The sequence below is a fragment of the Salinicola halimionae genome (assembly GCF_003206065.1).
Classification (GTDB): Bacteria; Pseudomonadota; Gammaproteobacteria; order Pseudomonadales; family Halomonadaceae; genus Salinicola; species Salinicola halimionae.
On sequence record NZ_PZJQ01000004.1, the window covers coordinates 473,463 to 488,986 of the forward strand.

Below are 15,524 nucleotides of genomic sequence, written 5' to 3' on the forward strand. Positions count from 1 at the left end.
TCGGCACCGCCGGGACGCCCGCCGCTCGGTCTAGAATCTCGGCCAAGGTTTTCGTCCATTTTTTCGCCCCCTACCTTCGCCCTGGACTTCCCCCTCAGACTGTCCTCTCAGACCTTCGCGTGAGGTTGGCTTCCGAGTTCATTGCGTGTGGCTATTCGTTCAGACGCTCGAGTATTGGCGCGATCGGCGCGTCGAAAGGCATTACACCGAAAATGGGCGAGGCGTCTTTCAGCCGAGTGGCGCAGAAGGTATCGGCGACGGCGTTGGGTGCGTGGCGAATCAACAGCGCCGCCTGCAGCGTCTGCGCCATGCGCTGGGCAAGCCAACGCGCCTCGACCTGAAGCTGCTCCGAGCTCGCCGCCAGCCGATGGTCGAGTGAATCGACCGCGGCGTCGAAGGCAGGATGGTGGCCTCGGGCCTGGTTCAACTCCTCTCGTAGAGCCGCGATGCTGGCCGGGTGGCGATCCAGGATTCGCAGTACGTCCAGACAAATGACGTTGCCTGAGCCTTCCCAGATCGAGTTGACCGGGGCCTCGCGATAGAGTCGCGCCAACGGCGTTTCCTCGACATACCCGACACCACCGAGACACTCCATCGCTTCGGCCATGAATAGGGGGCCGCGTTTGTTGTGCCAGAACTTGGCCAACGCGGGAATCAGGCGTGTCAGTGCTGCCTCGTGCTCGTCATCCGTGGTCCGGTCCATGGCGCGCGCGCCGCGCATGGCGAGTAACAGGCTGGCCTCGGTTTCGATCGCCAGGTCGGCGACCACGCGTTGCATCAAGGGTTGGTCGGCCAGTCGCCGATCGAAAACCGTTCGTTCCTGCACGTGGTGCCAGACCTCTCTCAGCGCCTGACGCATCATGCCTGCCGGTGCGGTGGCGGCATCGAGCCGAGTCTGCTGCACCATCTCCAGAATGGCCGGCACGCCGCGGCCGGGCTCGCCAACGAGCTGCGCCCAGGCACCGGCATATTCGATCTCGGCGGAAGCGTTGGCGCGATTGCCGCACTTGTCCTTGAGCCGCTGAATCTCGATGGCATTACGTTCCCCCTCCGGTGTGAATCGCGGAGCCAGAAAGCAGGAGAGTCCGTCGTCGGTCTGGGCCAACGTCAGAAAGGCGTCCGACATTGGCGCACTGCAGAACCATTTGTGGCCCTCGAGCCGATACCATTCCCCAGGGCCAGTAACCGTTATCGGCTGCGCTCGAGTGCTGTTGCGACGTACGTCGCTGCCGCCCTGTTTCTCGGTCATGGCCATGCCGAAAGTATTGGTCGTCTTTTGCCAGGCCGGGAGGGCGGTCGGGTCGTAGTCCCGACCCATGAGGCGCGCTTGCCATGCCTCGCCATCTCTCAGGTGGCGCAGAACCGGCATGGCCGCGTGGGTCATGGTGATCGGGCAACAGAAGCCGGGTTCGGCCTGGGTCAGCAGATAGAGTGCGGCGATGTGCGCCTGATGCCCGCCGTCATGCTCGCGCTCCCAGGCGACGGCGTGCCAGCCGTCGCGAATGGCGAGATCCATCAGTGCATGATAGCCGGGGTGGTAGTCGACTTCGTCCAGGCGTCGACCGTAGCGGTCGAAAGCGTGGAGCTGTGGTGGGAAGCGGTTGGCCTGATCGCCCCAGTTCGCCACCTCCGGCGCTGCCAGGCGTTGGCCCAGCGGCTCAAGGCGTTGTTCCACCCAACGCGGAGCAAATTTCGCGACGGCGTCACGTAGCATCCGGTCGGTGCGCCACAGGTCACCTTCGGTTTCCATGCCGGGCTGGTTTTCGACGCGATGGGTCGTCAGTTCGGTGCGGGGCACATAGTCGGCCATGCAATCCTCCAGGGTGACTGAATTCAGCATAAACCGCTCATCGATGAATGTGCGTGGTCTTCGACCAACGCGGTATTCCAGCAACGCCGTTTATTTCACAGCAGCTCTCGATAGGCCTGTGGCTCCCGACACGATCGACGCCCCCGGTACGACACCGACTGTTGATGACCGGAAGGAGCGAGCCATAAACTGCTCGTGATACGCTGCGCACTCGTTTTTTGATCGACAGGTTCCTCATGAGCACGTTTTCCATGAGCAATAGGGTCATCGCCGACGAACAGGTCCAGCTCGTCGATCCACGCAACCGACCCTGCGGCAGCACCTCGCGAGCCATGATGCGACGCTTGAGCTGCTGGCACCGGGCGACCTATATCATCGTGCGCAATACGGCGGGCGAGATCTGCGTGCAGGAGCGCACGTCGATCAAGGAAACCCATCCGGGCTGGTTCGATCTGGCCGCCGGCGGTGTGGTTGGGGCGGGGGAGGCGTCGCTACCGGCGGCACGACGGGAGCTGTTCGAGGAGCTTGGTGTTGGCGGCGTCAAGCTGATATCGGGTGGTGAGTTCGTATTCCAGGAAGCGGAGTTGAGGCTTTACGGCAGTCTTTACTGGGTGGACTACACCGGCCCGTTGCGTCTGCAGCCTGAGGAGGTCGTTGCCGTGCGCTGGGTGCCGGTTGCCGAGGCGTTAGCGCTGGAGAAGGCCACGCCGGATACGCGTTTGGCGCTGTCGATGGCCATCGAACTTTCCCACTGGTGATGTGATGATTGGCGTGGCACTCTTTGAGTCGAAGGCGTGCCGATGATGGGAATGCTTCAGTGGTTTGGAAAGCGCTCCCACCATGGCAGGTGGCTCCCACGGATTTGAATTTGGCGTGACCCAGGTCGACTCATCAATGTCGTTATATACGCGAGACTGTCGGACGCAAACCGGCGAATTTTTCAATCTGCGTGCGCTGCGTGGACAGGTGCTATTGGTCGTCAACGTCGCTAGCCGCTGTGGTTTCACGCCGCAGATGGCGGGGCTGGAAAAGCTCTATCGCGAATATCGCGATCAGGGCTTTACCGTACTGGCGTTTCCCTGCAATCAATTCGGGCGTCAGGCGCCAGAATCCTCGGCGATGTTTGGCGCGTTGTGCGAGCAGCGTTATGCGGTGACGTTTCCGATGATGGAGAAGGTCCGAGTCAATGGACGCGAAGCGCATCCGTTGTTCGTGCATCTTAGGCGTCAGGCGCCCGGCGTGCTGGGCAGCACGCCGATCAAGTGGAATTTCACCAAGTTTCTAGTGGGGCGCGATGGCCAGATCATTCGTCGCTTTGGGCCGCGAGACGTGCCGCGCTCGCTGCGTCATGCCATCGAGGATGCGCTGGAAACACCTTTTTCGGCCTGAGTCGCGGCTCTCTATGTGTCACCTCGGCGTCTTGCTGTTTCAAGTTATCCGCCGGGCGGCCGCTCACCTCTTGCGACCATGACCCGCATCGCCAGTTCGTTGAAACGGGGTCGGCTCATCATCGTCGTCAGCCCCGAGAACAGCGACCAGCTTACCTTGCGCCAGCCTCCAAGCTTGCGGTTATGCCGCACCAGGCGCGTCAGAAGCTCGGTTTCGTCGAATGCGCGCCATTCTCCTGCCATGGAAAGCTGATTGCGTGCCATGACTGGCGACATCTCCAGACGATAGACCCACTCCAGCTGCTGTAGCGTCAGGTCACTGGCGTCGACCTCGCGGATCATGCTCGCGTAATCGGCCTCGCGTGGCTCGCGCTCGAGCCACAGCGGTGATAGCGCCAGCCATAGGGCGCCACGCTTGACGACCAGATCTTCGATCTCTTGCTCGTGATGCATCGGGCTTTCTCTACTCTCTGGACTGGCTCGGCTCGCCGGTCGGCTATCTTCGAATACCCGTCGCGGCGAGACAAGCCCGGCGCCGACGTTAGCCCGGATCGCGACTGTTCAGGAAAGGCGCGCGACGCAGTGTGGGTTTCGTAGGAGAGATAGCGGCGCATCATGAGTTCGTTCCTCCCTTTTTTGCCAACCTGTTTTGCCACCCTGTTAGAATGCGCCCAGACAGCATTCGACCTGATAGCATTCGACCCATGCCATCTCCCGGCGAGAGTCGTCGGGATTTCCGTTTCGGCTCAAGAAGACGAGGTTAGACGTGATCATCAAGCCCAAGGTTCGCGGTTTCATCTGTACCACGACGCACCCGCTCGGCTGTGAGTGCAATGTACTCGAACAGATCGAGACCACTCGTGCCAACCTGAGCGACCGCAAGGCCGGCCCGCGCAACGTGTTGGTCATCGGTGCTTCCAGCGGTTATGGCCTGGCGGCGCGCATCACATCAGCCTTCGGTTACGGCGCCGACACGCTGGGCGTGTTTTTCGAGAAGCCCGCCACCGAAAGTAAACCCGGCACCGCAGGCTGGTACAACTCGGCAGCGTTCGACAAGTTCGCCAAGGCCGAAGGTCTCTACAGCAAGTCGATCAACGGCGACGCGTTCTCGCATGAAGTCCGCGACAAGGCGATCGAGCTGATCAAGGCCGACATGGGGCAGATCGATCTGGTGATCTACTCGCTGGCTTCACCCGTGCGCAAGCTGCCGGACAGCGGCGAGCTCAAACGCTCCAGCCTCAAGCCGATCGGCGAGACTTACACTGCAACTGCCATCGACACCAACAAGGACACCATTACCCAGGCTTCCGTCGGACCGGCCACCGAACAGGAAGTGGCCGACACCATCGAGGTGATGGGCGGGGAAGACTGGGAACTCTGGATGGATGCGCTGGACAAGGCTGGCGTGCTGGCGCCGGGCGCCAAGTCGGTGGCGTTCAGTTATATCGGCACCGACATCACCTGGCCGATCTACTGGCATGGCGCGCTTGGCAAAGCGAAGGAAGACCTCGATCGTGCCGCCGGTGAAATCGATCAGCGTCTGAAGACGACCGGCGGTGGCGCCAACGTTGCCGTGCTCAAATCCGTCGTGACTCAGGCCAGTGCCGCCATTCCTGTCATGCCGCTCTACATCTCCATGGTCTATAAGGTGATGAAGGAGCAGGGCGTTCACGAGGGCACCATCGATCAGCTCAATCGACTGTTCGGCGAGCGTCTCTACGCTGATGGCGAACCCGAGTTGGATGAAGCGGGGCGTCTGCGTCTGGACGACTGGGAGCTACGCGACGACATTCAGCAGGCATGCAAGGATCTATGGCCGCAGGTCACCAGCGACAACCTGTTCGCATTGACCGATTACGCCGGCTACAAGCATGAATTCCTCAAACTGTTCGGCTTCGAGCGCGATGACGTCGATTACGATGCCGATGTCGACCCGTGGGTCGAATTCGACGTCGTTCAGGTTTGATCGCGTCGATCGTTGTCGTATGAATCATCATCCATGAACGCCAGCGACACCCCGCGTCGAGTGGGGTTCGTGATGCTGCCGGGTTTTTCCCTGCTGGCGCAGGCCTGCGCCATCGAGCCGCTGATCATCGCCAATACGTTGGCGGAGCGGCGGCTCTATACGGCCACGACCTTCGGCATCGATGGTCGCCCGGTGAAGAGCGTAGCCGAATTGACGCTCTCGCCGGAGAGCGTGGCCGGCAGCGATGCGCGCCATCTCGACATGCTGTTCGTCTGCGCTCCCACGCCGGGCTGGCCGGTCGCTGCGGGGGGAGAGAGCGAGACGCTGATCCATTGGTTACATCGATTGGCGAGCCGGGGCGTGATGCTGGGCGGCATCGCTGGTGGTACCCACTGGTTGGCGAGAGCGGGGGTGCTGGACGGCTATCGGGCTTCGATTCCCTACGCCAGTGCCGACGCGTTCGCGCGGGCATTTCCCACCATCCACGTCTCCCACCAGTTATTCGAGATCGACCGCAATCGCCTTACCTGCGGCGGCGGTACCGCGGCGATGGACATGCTGATGACGCTGGTCGGTCAGCAGCAGGGTTCGGGGTTGGCGCAGCGGATCTCCGAACATTTCGTCTGCGAGCGGATCCGCATGGCCGACGAGCCGCAGCAAATTCCGCTGCGTTCGCGACTCGGTCATGCGCCGCAAAGCCTGATCGATGCGGTGGCATTGATGGAGGCAAACATTGAGGAACCGCTAACCACGCACGAGCTGTCGGCGCATCTGGGGCTATCGCGGCGTCAGCTCGAGCGGCTGTTCAAGAAGCATCTCCAGGCTGTGCCCAGCCGCTACTACCTGAACCTGCGCCTGCAGCAGGCACGCAAATTGCTGCGGGAGGGCGATCAGGCGGTGGGGGAGATCGCGCTGGCGCACGGATTTTCGTCGGGTGCGCATTTTTCCACCGCCTATCGCCATCATTTCGGGATCAGTCCGCGGGATGAGCGACTGGGCCATGTCGGAGGCGAGTCGTGAATCCAGAGGAAGATGTTGCAATCGACGACGTCGGGATGATTGGAGATCACTGGTGGCACTCGGCGCGTCGGGTGGTATCTCCCAATGCCAATGCCAGACCGACGGACGAGGTCTCGGCAGTCGTGCTGCACGGCATCAGTCTTCCACCGGGTGAGTTTGGTGGAGATGCCATCGAGCGGCTCTTCACCAATACGCTGGATTCTGGCGCGCATCCGGCTTTTTTTGCGATCGCCTCGCTGCGGGTCTCCGCTCATCTGCTGATCCGACGTGATGGTGAATGCATCCAGTTTGTGCCATTCGATCGGCGTGCCTGGCATGCTGGCAAGTCACGCTGGCGGGATGTCGAGCGGGCAGGCCAGGAACAGCTGCGCGAAGGCCTCAACGATTTCACTATTGGTATCGAGCTGGAAGGTACCGACGAGCGTGCCTATCGAGAGGCGCAATACCGCACGCTTGCGGCTGTGCTTCGGGCGTTGATCGCACACTACCCGGCGGTAACCGCCGACCGTATTACGGGTCACGCGCAGATCGCGCCGCTTCGCAAGACTGATCCGGGGCCCGCGTTTGACTGGTCCTATCTGCGTCGTTGTCTGACAGAAATCGTTTGAATGCTATGCTTGTGCGTGGCGCGCTGCGCGTCTGAATTACGCGCGAGTCCACGGCACAGGTAAATTGGCTACATGGCTCTGCCCTCGTTTTCTGTTTGCGTGATTGGTCGCTAAGCAATTGATGTTGCGGCATTTGGGCTCGGTCTCCAGCACTATCGATGCGTCTGTGAATTGGCAGATGCGGGCGTTTGCGGTATCTTCTTCGCCTGATTTCCTGCGTCACGCACGCCTGCTGTCATTCCATTACAGCCAATAAATTTCGGAAAGCGGCCCCAAAAGAGCCGCGCCCGCACCGAAGAGCGCATATTCCCAAGCCCCGCTGCGGCTACCCGCCATGGCCGGGCGAATGGCAAACCTTTTCCCATTCGGAGAGTTGTCTATGAGTCTGGAGACACGAGAAGACCTCGACCCGGTCGAAACCACGGAATGGTTGGATTCCCTGGCCTCGGTCGTCGAGCATGAGGGCGAAGAGCGCGCTCGGTACATTTTGACCCGGTTGGCGGACCGCCTGCGTCGTGACGGCTCTTCACCGCCGTTTACCGGTACCACACCGCATCGCAACACCATTCCCGTGCACCGTGAAGCCAAGATGCCCGGCGACATGTTCATCGAGCGCAAGATTCGCTCTGCGATTCGCTGGAATGCCATGGTTCAGGTGCTACGGGCTAACAAGAAGCACAAGGGCCTGGGCGGTCATATCGCCAGCTATCAGTCCAGCGCCACGCTTTATGAGGTCGGTTTCAACCACTTTTTCCGCGCCGACGACGGTGACCACAAGGGCGACCTGCTCTACATCCAGGGCCACGTCACGCCGGGCATCTATGCGCGTTCTTTCCTGGAAGGCCGCCTGACGCAGGAGCAGATGGACAACTTCCGCCAGGAAGTCGACGGCGATTCGCTGCCATCCTATCCGCACCCCTACTTGATGCCGGACTATTGGCAGTTCCCGACCGTTTCCATGGGTCTGGGTCCGATCCAGTCGATCTATCAGGCCCACGTGATGAAGTATCTGCACTCGCGTGAGCTGGAAGACATGAAGGACCGCAAGGTCTGGGCATTCCTGGGCGACGGCGAGTGCGACGAGCCGGAATCGCTGGGCGCGCTGCACCTGGCCAGCCGCGAGAAGCTCGACAACCTGATCTTCGTCATCAACTGCAACTTGCAGCGTCTCGACGGCCCGGTGCGCGGCAACTCGCGGGTCATCGATGAGCTCGAAGGCGTCTTCCGCGGTGCCGGCTGGAACGTGATCAAGGTGGTCTGGGGCGGCCTGTGGGATCCGCTGTTCGAACAGGACACCAAGGGCATGCTGCAGAAGCGCATGGACGAGGCGGTCGACGGCGAGTACCAGAACTACAAGGCTCAGGGCGGCAAGTACACCCGCGACAACTTCTTCGGCAAGTACGAAGAGACCGCGGAGATGGTCAAGGACTACTCCGACGAGCAGGTCTTCCGGCTCAATCGCGGTGGCCATGATCCGCAGAAAGTCTACGCGGCATACCACGAAGCGGTCCACAAGTCGAACGGTCGTCCCACCGTCATCCTGGCGCACACCGTCAAGGGTTACGGCATGGGCGGTGGTCACGGCGAAGCCGATATGGAAGCCCACCAGATCAAGTCGATGGACGTCGATGCGCTGAAGGCTTTCCGCGATCGCTTCGGTATTCCGGTTTCGGACAAGCAGATCGAAAGCGGCGATATTCCGTACTACAAACCCGAAGACGACAGCCCGGAGATGAAGTATCTGCACCTCCAGCGCGAGAAACTCGGCGGTTTCCTGCCGGCGCGCAAGGCGGACTTCGAGGCCATGGAGATCCCGGGGCTCGACGACAAGATGTTCGCCGCCCAGTTGAAAGGATCCGGAGATCGTGAAGTCTCGACCACGATGTCCTTCGTGCGCGTGCTGAATGGCCTGGTCAAGCACAAGCAGTTGGGCTCTCGCGTGGTGCCGATCATTCCCGACGAAGCGCGGACGTTCGGGATGGAAGGGATGTTCCGTCAGCTCGGGATCTACGCGGCCGAAGGCCAGAAGTACGAGCCGATGGATATGGGCCAGATCATGTATTACCGCGAGGACAAGAAGGGTCAGATCCTCGAGGAAGGCATTACCGAAGCGGGCTCGATGTCGGCCTGGATCGCCGCGGCGACTTCTTACGCCAACCATCACCTGCCGCTGTTGCCGTTCTACGTCTACTACTCGATGTTTGGCTATCAGCGTATCGGCGATCTGGTATGGGCTGCCGGCGATTTGCAGGCGCGAGGCTTCATGGTCGGCGGTACGGCTGGTCGTACGACCATCAATGGCGAAGGCCTGCAGCACCAGGATGGCCATAGTCATATCCTGATGTCGACAGTGCCGACCTGCCGTGCCTACGATCCCTGCTATGGTCACGAGTTGGCAGTCATCGTGCAGGATGGTTTGAAGCGGATGTTCCAGGACAAGGAAAACTGCTTCTACTACCTGACCGTGATGAACGAAAACTACGCGCATCCAGCAATGGCGGAAGGCAGCGAAGAGGGTATCGTTCGCGGCATGTATCTGCTTGCGCCTGGCGAAGCTGCCGGGAAGAAAAAGCAGCCGCGCGTTCAACTGATGGGCAGCGGGACGATCCTGCGCGAAGTCGAAGCGGCCGCCGTGATGCTGGCCGAAGAGCATGGCGTGATTGCCGATGTCTGGAGCGTGACCAGTTTCAACGAACTGCGTCGCGAAGCGCTCGAGTACGATCGCCAGCAATTCCTCGACTACGATGAGAAGCGTGAAAAGCCGTGGGTCGTGCAGCAGCTCGACGGGACCGAAGGGCCGGTCGTCGCATCGACCGACTACATGAAGCTCTATGCGGATCAGATCCGCGCTTGGGTCCCGAGCGACTTCCACGTTCTCGGCACCGATGGCTACGGTCGCTCGGATACGCGCGAACAGCTGCGTCGCTTCTTCGAAGTCGATCGCTACTACGTGACGATTCAGGCACTGCGGGCGCTGGCCAATCGCGGCGAGATCGACGCCAAGGTCGTCAACGATGCCATGAAGAAATATGGCATCGATCCCGCCAAGCCCAGCCCTCTGATGTCTTGAGTCGGCGGATCACGTCAGGGTGTCGTCGCCGACGAGATGGCGGCGACCAGATTGCCTGAATTAGCCGGCTTGCCCGCTGGGCAGGCTGGTGGATGATTAAAGGAGCGCGACCTTGAGTAGCGAAATCATCAAAGTTCCCGACATCGGCGGCAGCGACGATGTCGAAATCATCGAGATCGCGGTGAGCGTCGGCGATGTCATTGCCGCAGAAGACACCATGATCACGCTGGAATCCGACAAGGCCAGCATGGACGTGCCGGCACCGAAAGGTGGCAAGGTCGTCAAGATTCTGGTCAAGGAAGGCGATACCGTCTCCGAGGGCGACGACATTCTCGAGCTGGAAGCCGAGGATGGCGGCGACGGCCAAGATGACGATGATGCCGACGACGAGCCGTCGCAGGACGAGAGCGAGTCATCGGATAAGCGCCAGGCGGACGATGGCGACGAGTCAGACGATAACGGTGGCGATGACGCCGAGCCTGAGAAGGCCGCTTCGAAGAAGAAGTCCTCCGGTGGCGGCAAGCGCACCGTCGAAGTGAAAGTGCCGGATATCGGCGGTGGCGACGGCGTCGAGATCATCGAAGTCGCTGTCAGCGAAGGCGACGAGATCAGCGAAGAAGACACACTGATTACGCTGGAATCGGACAAGGCCTCGATGGACGTGCCGAGCCCGTACAGCGGCAAGATCGTATCGCTCTCGATCAAGGAGGGCGACAGCGTCTCCGAAGGGGACCTGATCGGCACCATGGAGATCGCCGGCGAAGGTGACGACGAAGGCGAAGACGACGCCGATGACGCACCAGCAGCATCTTCCGATAGTGCCGATAGTGGCAACGACGACAGCGCCGACGACAGCGATGAAGACGACAGCGATGAAGACGACAGCGATGACGGTGACGGTGAACCCGGCCGGCAGGAGGTTCGTGTTCCCGATATCGGCGGCGGTGAAGGTGTCGAAGTGATCGAAGTCGCCATCAGCGAAGGCGACGAGATCAGCGAAGAAGACACCTTGATCACGCTGGAGTCCGACAAGGCCTCCATGGACGTGCCGAGCCCTTTCAAGGGCAAGGTCGTCGAAGTCTCGGTCAAGGAAGGCGACAGCGTCTCGGAAGGCGATCTGATCGGTTATATCGAGGTAGCCGGCGCTCCGGGGGCGGGTGCCAAGAAGCCGGCGAAGAAGAAATCTTCCCCGAAGAACAACGACGAGTCGAAGCCGGCACCGGCCAAGTCCGACGCCGAAAAGACGTCCAAGACCGATAAGCGATCCGACGCCCAAGCGCAGAAAGACGTCAGCGGCGAGCCGAGCCCGGAAGCGCGTCACAAACATGGTGACGACAAGACCGAAGGTGCACACGTGCATGCCGGCCCCGCCGTGCGCAAGCTGGCCCGCGAACTTGGCGTCGAACTCGGCGAAGTCAAGGGTTCCGGCCCCAAGGGTCGCGTCCTGAAGGACGACGTCGACGGTTTCGTCAAGCAGGTGATGAAAGAGCGTAAGAGTGGCGGCGGGACGGCGAAGGCGGCGGCCACCGGTGGTGCGGGCATCCCGCAGGTGCCGGCGATCGATTTCAGCCAGTTCGGCGAAATCGAAGAAAAGCCGATGAGCCGTCTAATGAAAGCCGGTGCCAACAACCTGCATCGCAGCTGGCTCAACGTGCCGCACGTCACGCAGTTCGACGAAGCGGACATCACTGAGCTCGAAGCCTTCCGCAAGTCTATGAAAGCCGAGGCGGAATCGCAGGGCGCCAAGCTGACGCCGCTACCGTTCATGATCAAGGCGTGTGCCTATGCACTGCGCAAGTTCCCGCAGTTCAACTCGAGCCTCCATCCGGACGGCGACAAGCTGATCATCAAGCACTACGTGCATATCGGCGTGGCTGTCGATACGCCGGACGGCTTGATGGTGCCGGTGATTCGCGATGTCGACAAAAAGTCCTTGATCGATCTGGCCAAGGAGTCCGTCGAACTGGCTAAGAAAGCGCAGAACAAGAAGCTGTCTCGCGACGAGATGAGCGGTGCCAGCTTCACCATCTCGAGCCTCGGCTCTATCGGTGGTACTGCCTTCACGCCGATCGTCAATACCCCGGAAGTGGCCATTCTGGGTATCTCCAAGTCGTCGATGAAGCCTGTCTGGAACGGCAGTGAGTTCGCGCCGCGATTGATGCTGCCGCTGTCGCTTTCCTATGATCACCGTGCTGTCAACGGTGCCGATGCGGCACGCTTCACCGCCTTCCTGGCACAGGTGCTGACCGATATCCGTCGCATGCTGGTCTAATGACGGTGGTGGTACGGATCGACGCCAACGGCCTCTACGGAGGTCGTTGGCGTTTTTGCTGGCAGGAGGTCAACACGGCAGAGGCGGCAGGTTCCATCCCGCGGTGTGCCGCCTGCGCAGTGTTAGCCCAAGCGAGTCTTGTGCGCTATCGGATCGGCAGGTATCGTCTTGAGCCATTGAAGGTGTCTTTCGTGTCACGCTTTAAAGGTCACCGACCATTCCAAAAATCAACACAAGTCTTCAAGGAGCCGTATCAATGCGTTTGATCCTCTTGGGCGCCCCCGGCGCTGGCAAGGGTACCCAAGCCCAGTTCATCTGCGAGCATTTCCATATCCCGCAGATCTCCACCGGCGACATGCTGCGTGCCGCGGTCAAGGACGGTAGCGAGCTGGGAATCAAGGTCAAAGAGACCATGAACAGTGGCGCTCTGGTATCGGATGATCTGATCATCGCGCTGGTCAAGGAACGCATTGCGCAGCCTGACTGCGCCAACGGTTTTTTGTTCGACGGTTTCCCGCGCACGCTGCCGCAGGCAGATGCGATGAAGGAGGCTGGCATCAAGCTCGATCATGTGGTGGAAATTGCCGTCGACGATGAAGAAATCGTCAATCGGCTTTCCGGACGTCGTGTTCACCCGGGCTCGGGGCGTATCTATCACGTCGATTACAAGCCTCCGCAGGAAGAGGGCAAGGATGACGTCACCGGCGAACCGCTGATTCATCGCGACGATGACAGCGAGAAGACCGTACGTCATCGCCTTTCCGTCTACCACGATCAGACAGAACCGCTGGTCGGCTACTATCAGGAGTGGGCGGCCGAGAACGCCGACGCTGCACCGGCATACCATCGTATCGCCGGCATCGGCAGTGTCGACGAGATTCGTGAACAGGTCCTTGCCGCGCTTGGTGCTTGATCGCGCGAATCATGGCTAGTTCGAATTACTGGTAGCTCGACATTGCGCTCCGCCTGCTGGCGGAGCGTTCGTTTTGACGCCGCGATGACGCTATAATCGCCACCTTCTTTTTGCTGCCATTCTCCGGGACACCGATGCCGACGTTGCTGGCGCTGGACGCCTCCTCTACTGCCTGCTCCTGTGCACTGATGCAGGATCATTCCGTCGTTCAGCGTTTCGAGATTGCTCCGCGCGAGCACACCCGCCTGCTGCTACCGATGATCGATGAGGTGTTGGCGCAGGCGGGCGTGTCACTGGGCCAGCTCGACGCGATTGCGTACGGACGAGGTCCGGGCTCGTTTACCGGATTACGGATCGCGGCGGGTGTCGCTCAGGGCCTGGCCTATGGCGCTGATGTGCCATTGATGGGGGTTTCGACGCTGGAGGCGCTGGCATTGGCTGCCCATCGCAAATGGCACGCACGACACGTGATCGCGGCGCTCGACGCGCGAATGGACGAAATCTACGTTAGTGCTTATCACTGCCACGAGGGAACGCTGACCGTCGCTCTGGAAGAGCGGGTCATGCCACCTTCAAAACTGCGATTGCCCCAGTCCGACCATCACGTTGAGTGGCTGGGAATAGGCAGCGGGTGGCAACTTTTGTCTAATATACCTGTCGATGTACAGGCTATCTTGGCCCAAACCCTCCCCGACGAATTACCGGCGGCGGAGGATCTCGTTCGTCTGGCCGCCACATCATGGGAGCGTGGCGCACGTGGTAGTGCGCCTCACGAGGTAATTCCCGTCTACTTACGTGATGAGGTGGCATGGCGTAAGGCGTGACAGATCGAGGTCCATTATCGGCGACCTCTTCGTACAAGGATATTGAACGACAATGGATGTTTTCCAGCTGGCTGCTCTCGCCATCATCCAGGGCTTGACGGAATTTTTGCCCATCTCTTCTTCCGCGCATCTGATTTTACCCTCGCAGCTATTCGGATGGTCCGATCAGGGGCTGGCTTTTGATGTCGCCGTCCATATCGGCTCCCTGGGGGCCGTGCTGTTCGCGTTTCGCCATGAGGTCTGGCGTATTCTTCACGCTTGGTTTACCCAGTTCGGCGCGAGGGGGCCGACCCCTGAAAGCCGTCTGGGATGGGCGATCATCATCGCGACTATCCCGGCGGTGATCGTCGGGCTGTTGATCGAAGGTTGGGTCGAGAGCGCTGGACGATCGGTGCTGGTCATTGCCACGACGACGATCCTTTTCGGGGTGCTGTTGGGTGTGGCGGACAAACGTGGCAGCCGTGTGAAACCGATCGAAACGATGACGCTCAAGACCGCGTTGCTGATCGGGCTGGCTCAAGCCATTGCCCTGATTCCCGGGACCTCGCGTTCGGGCATCACGATGACGGCGGCGCTGATGCTGGGCTTTACCCGACAAGCCTCGGCGCGCTTCTCTTTCCTGCTGTCGATTCCGCTGATTTTAGCGGCGGGCTCTTTGAAAGGGCTCGAGCTTATGCAGTCCGGCACCGCGACGCAGTGGCACGAGATTTTCCTGGGTATCGTGTTCTCGTTCGTTGCCGCGTGGCTTTGCATCAAGTTGTTCCTGGCGGCACTGGACAAGATCGGAATGATGCCATTCGTGATCTATCGCCTGCTGCTGGGTATCGTACTGTTCGCATGGGCGATGTAAATCGAGTGGACCCTTTGGTCGCGGTCGGCGAGCCGTTGAAAGCGCTGGCGGACCAATATGGCCTGCCTTGGTCGTCGTCTGCGCCAAACGAAGGCCTGGCACTGCAATTCGGTGAGCATGGACTCGAGATCGCTGGCGACGTGAAACATTACGGACTGCCGATACGCGCAGACTTTGTTTCCGGTGCCGCGGCACATCGCCGGCGCTTCGGGGGAGGCCGAGGTCAGCTCGTCGCCAAGGCCTGTGGCTTCGGCAAGGGTGTAGTGCCGCAGATTGTCGATGCCACGGCGGGGCTGGGCCGAGACGCTTTCGTGCTGGCTTCTTTAGGTGCGGACGTATTGATGGTCGAGCGGGTGGCGGCGATTCACGCGTTGCTGGAAGCGGCATTGTCGCAGGCGCTGGCGGATGGCGAAGTGGCCGAGATAGCATCGCGGCTCTCGCTGCGACACGCTGACAGTGCCACCGGATTGGCGCAGGCGGTCAGCGATTGGCCGCATGAGCCTCAGGTCGTGCATCTCGATCCGATGTTTCCCCATCGCGAGAAATCGGCGCTGGTGAAAAAGGAAATGCGGATTTTCCGAGAGCTCGCCGGCGATGACGATGATGCGGCCCGCTTGCTGGAAGCGGCGTTAGACGTCGCCACGCACCGAGTGGTGGTCAAACGTCCGCGTAAGGCGCCGCCGATCGAAGGGCGCCTGCCACAGCACACGCTGGAAGGTAAGACCAGTCGTTACGATCTCTATGTGCATCGCTCGCTGAAGGCTTGAGCTTCGAAACGAACGAACCGGGCATCGGCCCGGTTC

The 15,524-nt window shown here is 60.7% G+C and carries 13 protein-coding genes; 11 read left to right on the forward strand and 2 right to left on the reverse strand.

Annotated elements, in window-relative coordinates; genetic code table 11:
* Nucleotides 1-151: 151 nt before the first annotated feature.
* Nucleotides 152-1,840, reverse strand: coding sequence for an acyl-CoA dehydrogenase family protein (locus DOM27_RS08110; RefSeq protein WP_245392643.1), 1,689 nt, complete (start codon nt 1,838-1,840; stop codon nt 152-154).
* Between the two features lie 206 nt (nt 1,841-2,046).
* On the opposite strand from DOM27_RS08110, the gene DOM27_RS08115 reads away from it, so the two are divergent.
* Both DOM27_RS08115 and DOM27_RS08120 read left to right on the forward strand, forming a co-directional pair.
* Nucleotides 2,047-2,568: an NUDIX hydrolase gene (locus DOM27_RS08115; RefSeq protein WP_110655533.1), complete on the forward strand. Its 522-nt coding sequence runs from the start codon at nt 2,047-2,049 to the stop codon at nt 2,566-2,568.
* A 136-nt stretch (nt 2,569-2,704) separates the two neighbouring features.
* Entirely contained in the window at nt 2,705-3,199 is a 495-nt protein-coding gene (locus DOM27_RS08120) for a glutathione peroxidase (protein WP_110655534.1), read from the forward strand.
* 44 nt (nt 3,200-3,243) lie between these two features.
* Here DOM27_RS08120 and DOM27_RS08125 read toward each other — a convergent pair whose 3' ends face one another.
* Nucleotides 3,244-3,651 (reverse strand): DUF7079 family protein, encoded by a 408-nt coding sequence (locus tag DOM27_RS08125; RefSeq protein WP_110655535.1) that lies wholly within the window; start codon nt 3,649-3,651, stop codon nt 3,244-3,246.
* 313 nt (nt 3,652-3,964) lie between these two features.
* Here DOM27_RS08125 and fabV point away from each other — a divergent pair, with 313 nt between their 5' ends.
* The 9 genes from fabV to DOM27_RS08170 all read left to right on the forward strand — a co-directional run bounded on the left by fabV (nt 3,965) and on the right by DOM27_RS08170 (nt 15,488).
* Nucleotides 3,965-5,164: an enoyl-ACP reductase FabV gene (gene fabV, locus DOM27_RS08130; RefSeq protein ID WP_110655536.1), complete on the forward strand. Its 1,200-nt coding sequence runs from the start codon at nt 3,965-3,967 to the stop codon at nt 5,162-5,164.
* A 33-nt stretch (nt 5,165-5,197) separates the two neighbouring features.
* Nucleotides 5,198-6,184 (forward strand): GlxA family transcriptional regulator, encoded by a 987-nt coding sequence (locus DOM27_RS08135; RefSeq protein WP_110655537.1) that lies wholly within the window; start codon nt 5,198-5,200, stop codon nt 6,182-6,184.
* A gap of 35 nt (nt 6,185-6,219) precedes the next feature.
* Nucleotides 6,220-6,792 (forward strand): 1,6-anhydro-N-acetylmuramyl-L-alanine amidase AmpD, encoded by a 573-nt coding sequence (ampD, locus tag DOM27_RS08140; RefSeq protein WP_110656395.1) that lies wholly within the window; start codon nt 6,220-6,222, stop codon nt 6,790-6,792.
* A gap of 379 nt (nt 6,793-7,171) precedes the next feature.
* Nucleotides 7,172-9,862: a pyruvate dehydrogenase (acetyl-transferring), homodimeric type gene (gene aceE, locus DOM27_RS08145; RefSeq protein ID WP_110655538.1), complete on the forward strand. Its 2,691-nt coding sequence runs from the start codon at nt 7,172-7,174 to the stop codon at nt 9,860-9,862.
* A 112-nt stretch (nt 9,863-9,974) separates the two neighbouring features.
* Nucleotides 9,975-12,134 carry a dihydrolipoyllysine-residue acetyltransferase gene (gene aceF / locus DOM27_RS08150; protein WP_110655539.1) on the forward strand — a complete coding sequence of 720 codons (2,160 nt, stop codon included), beginning with the start codon at nt 9,975-9,977 and terminating at the stop codon, nt 12,132-12,134.
* Nucleotides 12,135-12,390: 256 nt separating this feature from the next.
* Nucleotides 12,391-13,047 (forward strand): adenylate kinase, encoded by a 657-nt coding sequence (gene adk, locus DOM27_RS08155; protein ID WP_110655540.1) that lies wholly within the window; start codon nt 12,391-12,393, stop codon nt 13,045-13,047.
* A 134-nt stretch (nt 13,048-13,181) separates the two neighbouring features.
* Complete coding sequence (tsaB, locus tag DOM27_RS08160; RefSeq protein WP_110655541.1) at nt 13,182-13,871, forward strand: tRNA (adenosine(37)-N6)-threonylcarbamoyltransferase complex dimerization subunit type 1 TsaB; 690 nt, start codon at nt 13,182-13,184, stop codon at nt 13,869-13,871.
* Nucleotides 13,872-13,923: 52 nt separating this feature from the next.
* The gene (locus DOM27_RS08165) at nt 13,924-14,721 is read left to right on the forward strand and encodes an undecaprenyl-diphosphate phosphatase (protein WP_110655542.1); all 798 of its coding nucleotides are present in this window, start codon (nt 13,924-13,926) and stop codon (nt 14,719-14,721) included.
* Between the two features lie 35 nt (nt 14,722-14,756).
* Complete coding sequence (locus DOM27_RS08170; RefSeq protein ID WP_245392708.1) at nt 14,757-15,488, forward strand: class I SAM-dependent methyltransferase; 732 nt, start codon at nt 14,757-14,759, stop codon at nt 15,486-15,488.
* The last annotated feature ends 36 nt before the right edge of the window (nt 15,489-15,524 follow it).

Excerpts from the sequence above, each read along its gene's own strand:
- DOM27_RS08110 (WP_245392643.1), bottom strand. The coding sequence starts at position 1,840 with ATGCTGAATTCAGTCACCCTGGAGGATTGCATGGCCGACTATGTGCCC.
- DOM27_RS08115 (WP_110655533.1), top strand. The coding sequence starts at position 2,047 with ATGAGCACGTTTTCCATGAGCAATAGGGTCATCGCCGACGAACAGGTC.
- DOM27_RS08120 (WP_110655534.1), top strand. The coding sequence starts at position 2,705 with ATGTCGTTATATACGCGAGACTGTCGGACGCAAACCGGCGAATTTTTC.
- DOM27_RS08125 (WP_110655535.1), bottom strand. The coding sequence starts at position 3,651 with ATGCATCACGAGCAAGAGATCGAAGATCTGGTCGTCAAGCGTGGCGCC.
- DOM27_RS08135 (WP_110655537.1), top strand. The coding sequence starts at position 5,198 with ATGAACGCCAGCGACACCCCGCGTCGAGTGGGGTTCGTGATGCTGCCG.
- ampD (WP_110656395.1), top strand. The coding sequence starts at position 6,220 with ATGATTGGAGATCACTGGTGGCACTCGGCGCGTCGGGTGGTATCTCCC.
- aceE (WP_110655538.1), top strand. The coding sequence starts at position 7,172 with ATGAGTCTGGAGACACGAGAAGACCTCGACCCGGTCGAAACCACGGAA.
- adk (WP_110655540.1), top strand. The coding sequence starts at position 12,391 with ATGCGTTTGATCCTCTTGGGCGCCCCCGGCGCTGGCAAGGGTACCCAA.
- tsaB (WP_110655541.1), top strand. The coding sequence starts at position 13,182 with ATGCCGACGTTGCTGGCGCTGGACGCCTCCTCTACTGCCTGCTCCTGT.
- DOM27_RS08165 (WP_110655542.1), top strand. The coding sequence starts at position 13,924 with ATGGATGTTTTCCAGCTGGCTGCTCTCGCCATCATCCAGGGCTTGACG.